Raw genomic sequence first — 14366 nt, 5'->3', positions numbered from 1 at the left:
TAATGGTGTCTTTTTTTATGCTTTACACACTCTCTACCCATTTAATATATGTCTAATCAATTTCTATTTCAAGATTTCCAGTAACGCTTTAGAGATACGCATTCTATCATCTGTGGTCATGCTTTTCAATCTGTTAATTAATTCGGGCGTATAAATGTCGTTAAAATCATTACTCATTAATATATCAGCCAAATTTAATTGTAAGGCATTCAGAACTAGTTCCAACTTTCTTGTACTCGTATCGTCTAATTGTCCTCTTTCGAGTCGAGCCAAATAGCTGGCGGATACGTCCGCCATTTCTGCCAATTCTTCAATTGTAAGTCCTAATTCTTTTCGCTTTTTCCGAATGAAAGTGCCCACAAGTATAATCATAAATCGCTCCTATTTATCCATATGTTTAATGATAAATTAAGTGCGCACACTTTCAAAGCTCTCAGTATACCTATAAAGTTACATAAAAAGGTAGTATTGAGTATATTTTTGAGATAAAATATATCATGTGAAGATAGTGCAAGATATAAATTACTTTTTTGGGGGAGGAGATTTTATAGGGATCGTTTGGTAAAGGTTGGTTAATAATTCGTTCAAAGAAAAGGGAGAAAATTATGAATAAAGAAGAACTTTTAGATTTTTTAATGGCAAAAAGAAGTGTTACAGCGGGAGCTGCAGTTATCCAACAACAAATTCGTGAAGCAGAGGCTAAGATTGAAAAAGGTAAGAAAAAATTTCGAGGAATAATCATCGCATTAGTCGTTTTAATTGTTCTTTTTATGATTACTAGTCAGACAAGTGCGGCGATGCCATTCATCATTGCTGTTATCGCGCTATTTGCTTTTAAATATTTTGTTTATATTATGCCGGGTAATGAATCTAAAACACAAGCCTTAGCAGACTTGGACGCTGAAATGGCAAATGAAGATTATATTGCAGGCAAGCAAGGATTCCCAGAGAAATTCTACAACTATTTCGATATTTTTCGTCTTTGGAAATTAATTGATGAAACTCGGGCACGTGATTTGCAAGAAGCCTTTAACATTTTAGAAACACAACAATTCCAAGAAACTCAACTTTCAATGCAGGAAGAAATGAGAGGCTTACAACAAGATATTGCCTCAAATGCACGCTTGGCAGCTATGTCCTCAACCGTCAGTGCATTTAATTCGTTCAGAAAATAAGATTTATTATATTAAATTTATAAAAATGGAGAAAAAATGTCAAAAAAAGCAAATATTATTACCGGTGTCAGTATAGTAGCTATAGTTATTATTGTGGCTATGTTTATGATGGGCAATTCAAATAAGATGGATGGAAGCTATATTTCCGACATGGGTGGTTCCAAATTTGAGTTGAAGTTTAAAGGAAACACTGTGACTAAAGTTGAAACTGATAAAAAGTCAGACCAAGGTACTTATGAAATTGAAGACGGTAAACTTACCATGAAATTTGATGATTATACAATGAAAGCTAGTTTAGACAAAGATAAAAAAACATTTACACTTAATTCCGTAACTGGTTCACAAATGATGGGCTTCGGATTTTTATTAGAGGGGTTAAAATTTGAACAGGTTGCTAAATAATTATTAATTTATTGGGAGGATATTTTATATTATGAAAAAATCAAACATTACTTTATTATCAAGTGCATTAATCGCTGGAGTTACTGTCGTTGGTGCTACAACAACGGCAAACGCTGCAACAACTACACCCGACTCAACTGAAACAACTCATACTCAAACAGTTCAATCTAACAGTCAAAAATTAGATGACGATATTAAAGACGCTCAAACTGACGTTGATAATGCCAAAGATACAGCTGACAAAGATCAAAGTGCTGCTGATACTTCTAAAGACACAGCCGATGCTTCTAAAGACAATGCTGGTCAAACTGAAGAAAATGCTAATCAATCACAAGAAGATTTAAACAGTGCTGTTGATAATCAACAAAATGCGCAAAATACTGCTGATAACGCAACTGATGAATCTATCAATAACGCTCAAGATGCAGTTGACGAACAAGACAAAACAAATAACCAATTAGGTCAAGACGTTGATAACGCTAAAACAGATGTTGATAAAGGTAAAACAGATGTCGATAATGCTCAAACTGGCGTTGATGAAGCCCAAAAAGGTGCTGACCAATCTGATAAAGATGCTGATAAAGCTCAAGAAAACGTTGATAATGCTCAAAATAACCTTGATGGCAAAGGTTCAGCCGAAGCCGACAAGAATTTAAGCAATGCCAAAGATAACTTGGATCAAGCTCAAACAACTGAAGACAATGCTCAAAAAGGTGCTGACCAAGCTGACAAGAATATTGCTGACGCACAAAACAATGTTAATAACGCTCAAACTGGCGTAACTGATGCTAACAAACAACAAAATGATGCTAAAGCTAAAGCTGACGCTGCTCAAAAAGCTAAAGATACTGCTCAAAAAGCATTAGATGATGCTAAGAAACAACAAGGTAATCATCAAGCTAACCAAAATCACATCAACTTAAGCCAAGACTACATTAATGCCTTAAAGGCTTATTCAGATGCTTCATCAGCTGACGCTAATTATCAAGATGTCATTGACAGTTTAACAGCTGCAACTGAAAAAGAATGGGCATTAAATGGCGGCTACATTTCAAATGACCAAGATAAAACTGTTCATATTAACAACCAATCAGATTTAAACAAATATCTTGATGACTTAAATGAATATGCTAAACAATTATTAAATGAAGTGCGTGACCGTTTTGGTAGCACACAAGTTGAAGTCTCAGAAGGTTCTAAAAAATTAGGTCAATCAATCGGCGATGCTTATACATCTAAGAATAACGATCCTGATGATGGTCATGACAATGCATTAAACAACAGCATTGCTAACGGTATGGGATTAACATACTTAACACAACAAGATATGAATACTATCTTCGATAAATCATCTGAAAATGGTTGGAATCTTAGTCTTGATGCTTTCAAGAAATCTATCTATGATTCAATGAATGCCTTCTTATTCAATGGGGGTGAATGGGGCCATGCCGTAAGTGTTGCTGGCATTATGGCAACATATACACCTGCCAATAACACATGGTTCGGTCTTGGCTTCGGTCAATTTAAACAATCTAACGGTAATATCTTCTTAACAAGTTTCTTTAACTTTGTTGATGACTATGATGTTAACGACGCTTCTAAATTTAGCACTACACCTGTTGAATCTGGAACTGTCAGTCAAGCTCAAATTGATAAATTAGCAAGCGACGTTACTGCTAAAACAGCAACTTCAAAAACTGCTGATGCAGCTCTTGCAGCAGCTAAATCACAAACAGTTAAAGCTAACCAAGCCTTAGCTACAGCTAAAACTGCTTTAGCAACTGCTAAAACAAAACAAGCAACAGCACACACAGCCTTAACTAAAGCACAAAACGATGTTAAAACTGCTACTGTAGCTGTTAAAAATGCACAAACAGTTGTTGATGATTTAAATGCATCAATGCCTCAAAAACAACAAGCTTTAAAAGATGCACAAGCTGCCTTAGCTACAACTAAAACAACACAAGCTCAAAAACACATGACTTTAGACGCAGCTAATGCTAAATTAGTTACTGCTAAAACTGCATTAAAAGATGCAACTGCTAAATTAAGTGCCGCTCAAGCAGCTTTAAAAGCTGGTCAAGACGCACTTGGCGAAAAAACAAATCATTTAGATGACTTAAAGAATGCTGAAGCTAACTTAGTTGACGCAACAAAAGCTGTTGAAGCTGCTAAAAAAGCATACGACGAGGCTGTTAAAGCTGCCGAAGATGCACAAGCTGCTTCCGTTGCTGACGATGCACAATATGCGAAGTTACAAGCAATCGCTGATGCATCTAAGAAAGCTTTAGACGATGCACAAGCTGCATTAGCTAAATTACAACATGAAAAAGACATCGAAGATGCTTTGAACAATGTTGACAAACCATCAACTGGTACTGATAACGATTCTGGTTCACATACTGGTCATGTAACAGGTTCAGACAATGGTTCAGATAAAGGTAACGTAACTGGTTCTGTTGTTGCTAAAGGTAGTGAAACAGCTAAAGACACGACTGACAACAATGGTATTGTTGCACCAAGCAATAATACATCAACATCACGTCTTAAAGCTGCTGATCATTCAGAAATCAATAACGCTAAAATATTAGGTGCTTCGGTATTACCACAAACTGACGAAACTAATTCGTCAGTCGTTTCAGTGATTGGTGCAGCTCTTGTTGGTGCCGTTAGTCTCTTTGGACTTGCAGGAACGCGCCGTCGTAAACACTAATTCGTTATTGTAAGGAGGAATTGAGATGAAGAAGCCTTTACTTGTAATGACTAGTATCGTAATGGTTGCTTTATTAACAGCGTGTGGGCAACAAAAGTCACAGTCTGAGCAAACAAGTCAGCCAAAACAAGTATCCGTGTCAGATAAGAAAAAGGCGCAGTCGTCAAAAAAAGCAGATACAACTAAAAAGACGCATACTAAAGAAGTAAATCAACCAAAAAAAGAATCCGTGTCAGATAAGAAAAAAGCGCAGTCGTCAAAAAAAGTAAATACGATTAAAAAGACGCCTGCCAAAGAAGTAAATCAACCAAAACAGATGAATTTAGATCAAATTCAAGTCAGTGATTACAGCAGTATCGTCGGTCAGTGGCAAATTGTGAAGTTAGAAGCACGGGGACGCGACTTACCACTTGATGATGTTCAGCCGTTAAATATTACTAAAGATAGTCTAGTGTCATCATCTTCGTTTACATTAAATAAAGCTGGCTTAAAAGATCAGAATGGGCTGCATGCGACGAAATTTGAAGTTGCTAATAATATCTTAACCGCCAGCTTAAGTAATGCAAGTGATGTTTCTATTAATTGGTCCGTCATGTTCTATCCCAAAGGGACTAGTCACGAATATGGTGTTAATACTGGTGAAGAAACGAACAAGCAGAATCTGATTGTTGTTTGGTCAAGTAGTAACTCAGTGACCGCGGTTTACAGCCAAAGTTAATATATATATAAATAGAAGGTCTACAATATCTGTTGCCAGTGATAGAAAAATCTATCACTGGCAACAGATTTTTTTGTATGACACTAAAAAGAGTCTCCTATGACAAATAATACTAAGGTTTTACTAAATATGAAATTTGCTGAAAGCACTCCTTAATCCAGCAGTCATCGGAGTTTATGGTACTTTAGATTACCTTCAAAAATGCCTGACACCCCTGCAGAGTTCTCAACATAATCAAATTGTTAGCTACGGATGGCGGGCATCTCTATTAGGCTACTACGTTATTCTAGTGGCCAACTTTAAGAAACTAACAATGAATTGAAACATATTAAACGTAATGCCTACGATTTCAGTAATTTTAGGAAACACATTTTCTTTGTAATGAGGATTATGTACATAAAAAAGGCGTTGTCACAAAGTGACAACACCCTCCATAATATATTCACCAACAATAGTTGCAATAGAACCAAAAATATTCACCAGTGACAACTGCAATATACCAAAAAAAACACCTCACAAATTGCTTTGTGAAGTGCTTCAAAATATCGATATAAATATATATTAACGTTTTGAGAATTGGCTTGCTTTACGAGCTTTCTTAAGACCTGGTTTCTTACGTTCTTTCATACGAGGATCACGAGTAAGTAATCCTGCAGATTTAAGAGCTGCACGGAAATCTGGATCTACTGTAAGTAATGCGCGAGCAATACCATGGCGAACTGCGCCAGCTTGACCTGAGAAGCCACCACCATTAGCGTTAACTAAAACATCATAACTACCTAATGTTTCTGTAGCGTTAAATGGTTGTAAGACTACTTCACGTAAGTTAGCAAATGGAATGTAATCTTCAATTGCTTTGTTGTTGATAGTAATTTTACCAGTACCTGGTACTAAACGTACGCGAGCTACTGAGTTTTTACGACGACCTGTTCCTGAATATACGACTTGAGCCATTTCAATTGCCTCCTTAAATTAAGTTTGTAATATCTAAAGTTTCTGGTTGTTGTGCTTGTTGATCATGTTCTGCACCACGATATACGTGTAATTTCAATGCTTGTTCTTTACCAAGAGTACCTTTTGGAAGCATACCTTTAACAGAGAAAGCAATCAATTTTTCAGGATCGTTGGCACGGAAATCACCAGCAGTACGAGTTTTTAAACCACCTGGATGATCTGTATGATGTTGGTATAATTTTCTGTCAGCTTTGTGACCAGTTAAACCAACCTTTTCTGCATTGATAACAATAACGTTATCACCAGTATCCACATTAGGTGTGAATGTTGGTTTGTTTTTACCGCGTAAGATAGAAGCAACGACAGTTGATAAGCGACCTAAAGAAATATCAGTTGCATCAATAACATACCATTTACGTTCTATTTCGCCTTTTTTTGCTAAATAAGTTGTACGCACGATTGTTTCCTCCGTTTTTTCATGTTGTTTGTTTGACACTCAAATAAGTTTCCGGGGCCTATCAGTGGGGCAAACAATACCATTTATAATATTAACTATTAAAAGTCAATTTGTCAATCTAATTTATGGGCATCCCACAAATAAATAACACCTTTTCAGATTTAAAATTGCCTTAGTATTCATATTGTCAATAACTTCTATATTACCCTAATTCGTCCGGATAATAAACCTTTTTTAAATATAATCCACTCGCCGGAGCTGTTTCTCGAGCTTGTTGTCGATCCTTTACTTCATATAACCGTAAAATATCATGAACCGGACGCCGGCCGTTCCCTATTTCTAGGAGTGTAGCGACTAAAATTCGGACCATATTGTACAGAAAGCCATTTCCATAAAATTCAAAAATAATTTCATGGTTTTCTTTATCTTCTCTCACGGTTGCCTCATAAATCGTCCGAACGTGATCTGTAACCTGGCTACCTGCCGCCACGAAACTAGAAAAATCATGTTCGCCAACTAAATCAGGTAATGCTTCTTCAATTTTGGCGATATCTATCTTGTATTTATAATGACCCGTGTAGAAGCGTTTAAATGGGTCGGTAAATTCACCTTGAGAAACACGATACATATATCGTTTACCATGCGTACTATAGCGTGAATGAAAATCATCACTGACAAGTTCGGCTTTTTTAACTTGAACATCCAGTGGCAATAAACTGTTCAATGCTCTCATCATGCTAGTTTCCGGAATTTCATGCATGAAGTCAAAATGAAAAACCTGTCCTAAGGCATGAACGCCAGCATCTGTTCGGCCTGAACCATAAATTCTAACTGGTACTTCTGATTTACTCATAATTGTTACTGCTTTTTCTAAGACAGATTCAACCGTCCGTTGGTTTGGCTGCCTCTGAAACCCTGCAAAAGCTGCGCCATCATAAGCAACGGTAATTTTAAAACGTACTGACATATTTATTCATCCTTAATTTTTGAGGTAGACTAATGCAACGGTAACGATAGCGAATAAAACAAAAGCTAACGTATCAGCCGTCCGCCATTTTAAAATACGATACTTTGTTCGACCTTCTCCACCCTGGTAACCACGAGATTCCATGGCAATCGCTAAATCTTCGGCACGATTGAACGAACTTACAAATAGCGGAATTAACAACGGGATAATTGATTGCATTTGTTTAATTAGCGACCCTTGACCAAAGTTCACACCTCGAGCTCGTTGAGCGTTCATAATTTTTTCTGTCTCATCCATTAATGTAGGGACAAAACGTAACGCGATTGATAACATTAACGCAATTTCATAAACTGGAAATTTGATTGCTTTAAGTGGTTTTAATAAAGATTCAATCGCATCTGCTAGTTGGAGTGGTGCCGTTGACAACGTCAATAATGTTGACATAAAAATAATTAAAATAAATCGGCAAAAAATATATAATCCATTTGTCACACCAAATTGAGAAATTTTAAAAATCCCCCAATGCCAGTACATTTGGCCACCACTTGAAAATAGCATTTGCAAAGCAACCGTAAAGATAATCAGCCAAATTAATGGCCGGACACCTTTTAAAAAGAAACTCATATTAATTTTTGACGCTAAAATACATCCTAACGTAAAAACTAAAAGCATAGAAAAACTTTGCCAATTATTTGCCATAAAGATTATTCCAACAAAATAAAAACTCAAAACTAATTTAGCACGCGGATCCATGCGGTGAACGAGTGAATCACCCGCTATGTAACGTCCAAAAATCAACTTATTCATTAGCGTCATGACCTCCATTTTGGCTTAGCAGCGTGACGAGGTCGTCGGCTAATTCATTCTCTGTTAAAGGCATCTCCTTGAATTCAAAGCCTTTTTCAATTAATTTTTTTGAAAATAACGTTGTTGTTGGCACGTTCAAATGGTTACTTAATAAGAACTCTGGATCAGCAAAAACTTCTCTTGGTGTGCCCGATTTAATAATCGTTCCTTTTGACATGATAATAGCGTGATTCGCATAATTTGCCACATCATCCATCTGATGCGTTACGAGAATAATCGTCAAATTTTGTTCACGATGAAGTTCTTCGAACATTGCCATCATATCAACGCGACCTTTAGGATCTAATCCTGCTGTGGGTTCGTCTAAAACCAAGATTTTAGGTTCCATAGCCAGAATTCCAGCGATTGCTACGCGACGCATTTGACCACCAGAGAGGTCAAATGGTGATTGCTGATAGATATTCTCTGGTAATCCAACTAACTTCAACATTTTTGTCGCTATTTTCTCAGCTTCTTCATCTGTTTTACCAAAGTTTTTTGGCGCAAATGCCACATCTTTAATAACCGTTTCTTCAAACAATTGTGCTTCTGGAAATTGAAAAACGATGCCAACTTGTTTTCGTAAATCGTTTAACGTTTTATTGGCCGTTTCTGGTGTAATGATTTGATTCCCAATTGTAATTTTACCTTCAGTTGGTTTTAATAGGCCATTTAAATGTTGCAATAGGGTCGATTTACCAGAACCTGTATGTCCAACAATTGCTGTAAATGAGCCGTCCTCAATTTCAAGATTGATATTATGTAGCGCCCGACTTTCAAAAGGTGTCCCTTTTTGGTAGGTAAAGGCTACTTCGTTGAATTTAATTGCCATAACCAATCTACCATACCTTCCTCTGTCATATAGTCGTCCGGAATGTCAAAATGACGTTTTTTAAGCGCGACTTTTAAGCGTTCTGGATATGGAATATCTAATCCCATATCTACTAATTGTTCACCAAGTGCAAAAATTTCAGCAGGTGTGCCTTCTTTTACCAGCTCGCCTTTGTCCATAACCATAATTTTGTCAGCACTTGCCGCTTCATTAATATCATGCGTGATTGAAATAATTGTTAGCCCACGTTCTTCTTTGAGTTGATGTATTAGGCTCAAAACTTCGTCACGACCTTCTGGATCCAACATGCTAGTTGATTCATCCAAGATGATAACTTCTGGCCTTAGAGCGACAATTCCAGCGATTGCGACACGTTGTTTCTGTCCCCCAGATAGTCTAGCAGGTTCCTTGGCCGCAAACTCCCACATATCTACACGTTCAAGCGCGTCTCTGACTCGTTCTTGCATTTCTTTACGTTCTATTCCATTGTTTTCAAGTCCAAATGCAACGTCATCTTCAACAGTTGCTCCCACAAACTGGTTATCTGGGTTTTGAAAAACGATGCCAATCTTACGACGAATATCCCAGACCGTTTCTGGTGATAAAATAAGGCCATCTACTGTGATTTCACCTGATTGAGGTGCTAGCAAGCCATTAATATTTTTAGATAATGTACTTTTCCCACTACCGTTATGACCAATAATTGCAACCCAGTCACCTTTTTCAATCGTAAAGGACACATCTTTAAGTGCCATTTCACTCATTTCTTTTTGTGCTTCATATTGATAATTTAAATGATCAACTTTAATTAATTCAGTCATTGTTACTGTCCTCACAATTCACAAGATAACTTACGTTTTGCATTATATCACAGGCCAAAATGAACTCAGTGTATTTATACTTTTACTCTTTATAGTTGTCCTATCTATACAACATACATCTAAAATGCATTTTTTGTACTTTTAAGCTCTTAATTAACAATAAACAGCCATTTAGTCACACCTTTTTATATTGCGCTAAGAACTGCATTTTAAGCTAAATTTCTCTCACCATTTGATAATTAACTAGATTTTGTTGATGTCGATAATTATCTTATCTTTTTATAATTTTAAACCCATAATGTTCAAAAAAAGAGACAGCAGTTATTGAAGCCTCTACCGTTTGTACATTTATTTGTAATTCATTCCTTTGGTAATTTGTTAATTCTGTTAAAATAAGCGCTCCGATATGCTGTCGAATCATAGAACTCTCTACGTACAGCATATCAATATGTCCTGTTACTTCAAGGTTACCAAATCCTATGACCTTTAAATCTTTGATGGCAAGTAGCGTAAATGATTCACTTAATCGTTTATGCCATGCACTCAGATCTGGATTATTCTGCACCCACTCATTAATTTCTAGTTGTGAATAATCTTGTCGGTTAATCTCTTGAATTGTTTGGTTGAATAATGTCGTTATTTCCGATAAATATTTACTATCATAACGGTAAAGTTGTATTGAACTTTGTGCCATCACATTACCCCCTAAACAGATTAAGAATACTATTATCATACTAGGTTTTAGCACATAAAAAAAGGGTTCTGAACACATTATTAAAATGTGTTCAGAACCCTTTTTTCAGACCTCATTAGACAATAAAAAATCACTATGAAGGATGACCGGCAAATCACAAATGTGAAGAACCTTCAAACTAGACTAAGATTACTCCATCATCATAACGTTTGTTTTTAATCATCAATCAAAGTGAAAAATTATCTGTTAACGAATTATACTAATTCAATAATAACCATTTGTGCGGCATCGCCACGACGAGGCATTGTTTTCATAGTTCTAGTGTATCCACCATTACGTTCAGCGTAACGAGGAGCTACATCAGAAAATAATTTTTGTAATGCTGATTGAACAGTGACATCGTCACCATCTTCTTTCACGTCAGCAACTGTGTTTCTTACGAAAGCAGCAGCACGACGACGTGAAGCTAAATCACCACGTTTACCTAAAGAAATCATTTTATCGGCAGATTTGCGTACTTCTTTAGCGCGAGCTTCAGTAGTCACAATTCGTTCGTTGATAATAAGACTTGTTGTTAAATCACGTAACATTGCTTTACGTTGAGAACTTGTACGTCCTAATTTGCGGTAACTCATGAATAGTTTCCCTCCCTCTATATAATATTAGTCATCATGACGTAATGATAAATCAAGCGCAGCTAATTTAGCTTTAACTTCTTCCAATGATTTACGGCCCAAGTTACGGACTTTCATCATGTCAGCTTCGGATTTATTCGTTAATTCTTGAACCGTGTTGATTCCAGCACGTTTCAAACAATTGTATGAACGAACTGATAAATCAAGTTCTTCAATCGTCATTTCGAGCATTTTTTCTTTATGTGTTTCTTCTTTTTCAACCATAATTTCAGCATTTTTAGCTTCATCGGTTAAATCAACAAATAAAGTCAAATGCTCAGTTAAAATTTTAGCCGACAAACTAATGGCTTCGCTTGGTGTAATTGAACCATTAGTCCAAACATCAAGTGTCAATTTGTCATAATCATCTTTTTGACCAACACGTGTTTTTTCTACTTGGTAGTTCACACGTTCGATTGGGGTATAAATGGAGTCAATTGGTAATACGCCAATTGGCATATCTTCCGCTTTGTTTTGATCAGCAGATACGTATCCACGACCATTGCTAGCGTTCATGCGAACATGAAAAGATGCACCTTCTGCGACTGTACAAATGTACAAGTCGGGATTTAATACTTCAACATCACTGTTTACAATGATGTCACCGGCAGTAACCTCTGCGGGACCTTTCACATCAATTTCGATGGATTGGTCTTCATCAGCAGCTAACTTCAAAGCAACTTTCTTAATATTCAAGATAATTTGAGTAACATCTTCCAATACGCCTTCAATAGTTGAAAACTCATGTAAAACACCATCAATTTGAATATTAGTAATAGATGCGCCTGGTAAGGAAGATAATAGAATCCGACGAAGTGAATTACCTAATGTCGTACCATAACCGCGTTCAAGTGGTTCTACAACAAATTTACCATAGTTAGGACTTTCATCTATCTTATGAATATTTGGTTTTTCAAATTCAATCATTCTTATCTTTACCCCTTTCAAAACGTAACGTGTAATCTAGTGAAAACATTATGAAGTTCAACTCCGTAATGAATATTAATCCACGTTAAACACGACGGCGTTTTGGAGGACGACATCCATTATGAGGCACTGGAGTAACATCGCGAATTGCTGTTACTTCAAGACCAGTAGTTTGTAAAGCACGGATTGCGGCTTCACGGCCAGAACCAGGTCCTTTAACTGCTACTTCAACAGTCTTCATACCATTTTCCATTGAGCCTTTAGCTGCAGCTTCTGCTGCCATTTGTGCTGCGAATGGTGTAGATTTACGACTACCTCTAAAACCTAATGCACCAGCTGATGACCATGCAACAGCGTTACCGTTAACATCAGTAATCATAACAAGTGTATTGTTAAAAGTAGAATGAATATGTGCAACACCGGCTTCAATATGTTTTTTAACACGGCGTTTGCGAGAAACTTTCTTAGTTGCCATAAATAGTATTACCTCCTTAATCTAGTAATTATTTCTTGCGGCCTGCAATTGATGTAGCTGGGCCTTTACGTGTACGAGCGTTGTTTTTCGTGTTTTGTCCACGAACTGGTAAACCACGACGATGACGCATGCCTCGGTACGTTCCAATTTCTTGGAGACGTTTAATGTTTAAACTGATTTCGCGACGTAAGTCACCTTCAATTTTAAATTGATCAACAACTTTACGGATTGCATCCTCTTGGTCAGTTGTTAAATCACGAGTTCTAATATCTTCTGATACTTCTGCTTCTACCAAGATCTTAGCAGCAGTTGTATTACCGATTCCATAAATGTAAGTTAATGCTACCACGATTCTTTTATCACGTGGAATATCAATACCTGCAATACGAGCCATAACAATTACACCTCCTAATTTTTATTATCCTTGACGTTGTTTATGTTTTGGATTTGCGCTACAAATGATCATAACTCGACCTTTGCGCTTGATAACTTTACAATGTTCACACATTGGTTTTACTGATGGTCTTACTTTCATTGAATTATACCTCCTAAAAGTTTTTGAAGTACAATCTATTTAAAGCGATAAGTAATACGACCCTTACTTAAATCGTAAGGAGACATTTCAACCGTCACTTTATCACCAGGTAAAATACGAATATAATTCTTACGAATTTTACCAGAGACATGAGCTAAAATTTCATGATCATTTTCAAGTACAACTCGAAAAGTCGCATTGGGTAACGTTTCACGGACCGTACCCTCAATCTCAATTACTTCTTCTTTCGCCACGTAAATGTACCTCCTTAAAATCGTGTTTTAACTTTACATGTAAAAATGGCGAGAATTAGACACTCTCACCCGTTCTTATCAGGATATTATTACAAATATCCTCCTGAAAAGATAAACCGGAATTATTCTATCATACCGCTATCTCAGATGCAAGTTAGCCACTCCGGCACAATTACTTTGCAGCGGAATACTCAGATTACTTGAGATTGTTTAAAATCGTTTCAATATCTGCAAATACATCTTCAATATCGCGGTTACCATCTACTGTATACAATAGATGACGTTGTTCGTAAAAATCTAATAACGGTGTATTCATTTTGATGTTAACTTCTAAACGATTTTTAACCGTTTCAAGTTTGTCATCTTCACGTTGATAAAATTCATGTTGCCCACAGCGATCACATGTTCCTTCAACCTTTGTGGGGTTGAAGATTTTGTGATATGTAGCTCCACAATTACGACAAATGTAACGACCAGTTAAACGTTCGATTAGAGATTCAGGATCAACATGAATGTCAATGACTGCGTTAAGAGGTTTTCCAAGGTCCTTACCGATTTCGTCCAAGGCAACAGCTTGTGCCATATTTCTTGGAAACCCATCAAGCATGTAGCCATCTTGAATATCATCTTCAGCTAATCGTTCTTTGACAATGCCATTTGTGACTTCATCAGGAACAAGGTCACCACGATCGATATACTTTTTAGCTTCAAGTCCCATTGGTGTTTCATTTTTCATTGCTGCACGGAAGATGTCTCCCGTAGAGATATGAGCGATGTGGAAAGCGTCGACAATCTTTTCAGCTTGTGTTCCCTTACCTGCACCAGGTAAACCCATTAACATCAGGTTCATTTTAGTCATGAATATCCTCCTAATATGAGAAATGGTTAGGCATCAGCCTAACCTAATTCTCAGTTTAAAATT

Annotated in this window: 19 protein-coding genes; 4 read left to right on the top strand and 15 right to left on the bottom strand. The window is 36.7% G+C overall.

Going from position 1 to position 14366, the window contains the following annotated elements:
- Window positions 1-63 precede the first annotated feature (63 nt).
- The gene (locus tag AC1RPU_RS03980; protein WP_481761605.1) at window positions 64-372 is read right to left on the bottom strand and encodes a helix-turn-helix domain-containing protein; all 309 of its coding nucleotides are present in this window, start codon (window positions 370-372) and stop codon (window positions 64-66) included.
- Between the two features lie 233 nt (window positions 373-605).
- Between AC1RPU_RS03980 and AC1RPU_RS03975 the strand changes: the two genes are divergently transcribed.
- Genes AC1RPU_RS03975 through AC1RPU_RS03960 form a run of 4 tightly spaced genes read left to right on the top strand, consistent with a single transcriptional unit; the run spans window position 606 to window position 5008 of the window.
- A complete protein-coding gene (locus AC1RPU_RS03975; protein ID WP_481761606.1) occupies window positions 606-1175 on the top strand; it encodes a hypothetical protein in 570 nt (189 codons plus the stop codon).
- Window positions 1176-1211: 36 nt separating this feature from the next.
- Window positions 1212-1577, top strand: coding sequence for a hypothetical protein (locus AC1RPU_RS03970; protein ID WP_481761607.1), 366 nt, complete (start codon window positions 1212-1214; stop codon window positions 1575-1577).
- Window positions 1578-1608: 31 nt separating this feature from the next.
- Entirely contained in the window at window positions 1609-4290 is a 2682-nt protein-coding gene (locus tag AC1RPU_RS03965) for an SEC10/PgrA surface exclusion domain-containing protein (RefSeq protein WP_481761608.1), read from the top strand.
- 25 nt (window positions 4291-4315) lie between these two features.
- Window positions 4316-5008, top strand: coding sequence for a DUF6287 domain-containing protein (locus AC1RPU_RS03960; RefSeq protein WP_481761609.1), 693 nt, complete (start codon window positions 4316-4318; stop codon window positions 5006-5008).
- Window positions 5009-5569: 561 nt separating this feature from the next.
- On the opposite strand, the gene rpsI is transcribed toward AC1RPU_RS03960, so the two are convergent.
- From rpsI to AC1RPU_RS03890, 14 genes are all read right to left on the bottom strand, one after another.
- Entirely contained in the window at window positions 5570-5962 is a 393-nt protein-coding gene (rpsI, locus tag AC1RPU_RS03955; RefSeq protein ID WP_409022038.1) for a 30S ribosomal protein S9, read from the bottom strand.
- Window positions 5963-5975: 13 nt separating this feature from the next.
- Window positions 5976-6419, bottom strand: a complete 444-nt coding sequence (rplM, locus tag AC1RPU_RS03950; RefSeq protein WP_057974611.1) for a 50S ribosomal protein L13 — start codon at window positions 6417-6419, stop codon at window positions 5976-5978.
- Window positions 6420-6621: 202 nt separating this feature from the next.
- Window positions 6622-7386, bottom strand: coding sequence for a tRNA pseudouridine(38-40) synthase TruA (gene truA / locus AC1RPU_RS03945; protein ID WP_409022037.1), 765 nt, complete (start codon window positions 7384-7386; stop codon window positions 6622-6624).
- 12 nt (window positions 7387-7398) lie between these two features.
- Window positions 7399-8202: an energy-coupling factor transporter transmembrane component T family protein gene (locus tag AC1RPU_RS03940; protein ID WP_481761610.1), complete on the bottom strand. Its 804-nt coding sequence runs from the start codon at window positions 8200-8202 to the stop codon at window positions 7399-7401.
- Window positions 8186-9064 carry an energy-coupling factor ABC transporter ATP-binding protein gene (locus AC1RPU_RS03935; RefSeq protein ID WP_481761611.1) on the bottom strand — a complete coding sequence of 293 codons (879 nt, stop codon included), beginning with the start codon at window positions 9062-9064 and terminating at the stop codon, window positions 8186-8188. The genes AC1RPU_RS03940 and AC1RPU_RS03935 overlap by 17 nt, the downstream gene beginning before the upstream one ends.
- Window positions 9040-9885, bottom strand: a complete 846-nt coding sequence (locus AC1RPU_RS03930) for an energy-coupling factor ABC transporter ATP-binding protein (protein WP_481761612.1) — start codon at window positions 9883-9885, stop codon at window positions 9040-9042. The genes AC1RPU_RS03935 and AC1RPU_RS03930 overlap by 25 nt, the downstream gene beginning before the upstream one ends.
- A gap of 271 nt (window positions 9886-10156) precedes the next feature.
- Window positions 10157-10579 (bottom strand): GNAT family N-acetyltransferase, encoded by a 423-nt coding sequence (locus AC1RPU_RS03925; RefSeq protein WP_481761613.1) that lies wholly within the window; start codon window positions 10577-10579, stop codon window positions 10157-10159.
- A gap of 254 nt (window positions 10580-10833) precedes the next feature.
- On the bottom strand, window positions 10834-11214 hold the full coding sequence (rplQ, locus tag AC1RPU_RS03920; protein ID WP_057974617.1) for a 50S ribosomal protein L17: 381 nt from the start codon (window positions 11212-11214) through the stop codon (window positions 10834-10836).
- A 27-nt stretch (window positions 11215-11241) separates the two neighbouring features.
- Window positions 11242-12180: a DNA-directed RNA polymerase subunit alpha gene (locus AC1RPU_RS03915; RefSeq protein ID WP_409022032.1), complete on the bottom strand. Its 939-nt coding sequence runs from the start codon at window positions 12178-12180 to the stop codon at window positions 11242-11244.
- Between the two features lie 85 nt (window positions 12181-12265).
- Window positions 12266-12655 (bottom strand): 30S ribosomal protein S11, encoded by a 390-nt coding sequence (rpsK, locus tag AC1RPU_RS03910; protein ID WP_057974619.1) that lies wholly within the window; start codon window positions 12653-12655, stop codon window positions 12266-12268.
- Window positions 12656-12683: 28 nt separating this feature from the next.
- A complete protein-coding gene (gene rpsM, locus AC1RPU_RS03905; protein WP_057974620.1) occupies window positions 12684-13049 on the bottom strand; it encodes a 30S ribosomal protein S13 in 366 nt (121 codons plus the stop codon).
- A gap of 24 nt (window positions 13050-13073) precedes the next feature.
- The gene (gene rpmJ, locus AC1RPU_RS03900; protein ID WP_057756760.1) at window positions 13074-13190 is read right to left on the bottom strand and encodes a 50S ribosomal protein L36; all 117 of its coding nucleotides are present in this window, start codon (window positions 13188-13190) and stop codon (window positions 13074-13076) included.
- 35 nt (window positions 13191-13225) lie between these two features.
- A complete protein-coding gene (gene infA / locus AC1RPU_RS03895) occupies window positions 13226-13444 on the bottom strand; it encodes a translation initiation factor IF-1 (RefSeq protein WP_057974621.1) in 219 nt (72 codons plus the stop codon).
- A gap of 196 nt (window positions 13445-13640) precedes the next feature.
- Complete coding sequence (locus AC1RPU_RS03890) at window positions 13641-14303, bottom strand: adenylate kinase (protein WP_481761614.1); 663 nt, start codon at window positions 14301-14303, stop codon at window positions 13641-13643.
- Window positions 14304-14366 lie beyond the last annotated feature (63 nt).

The organism is Dellaglioa sp. CoH-55-MRSF-7 (assembly GCF_056782235.1).
The sequence above is the reverse complement of the archived record's forward strand: the minus strand, read 5'-3'. Positions and strand labels throughout refer to the sequence as shown.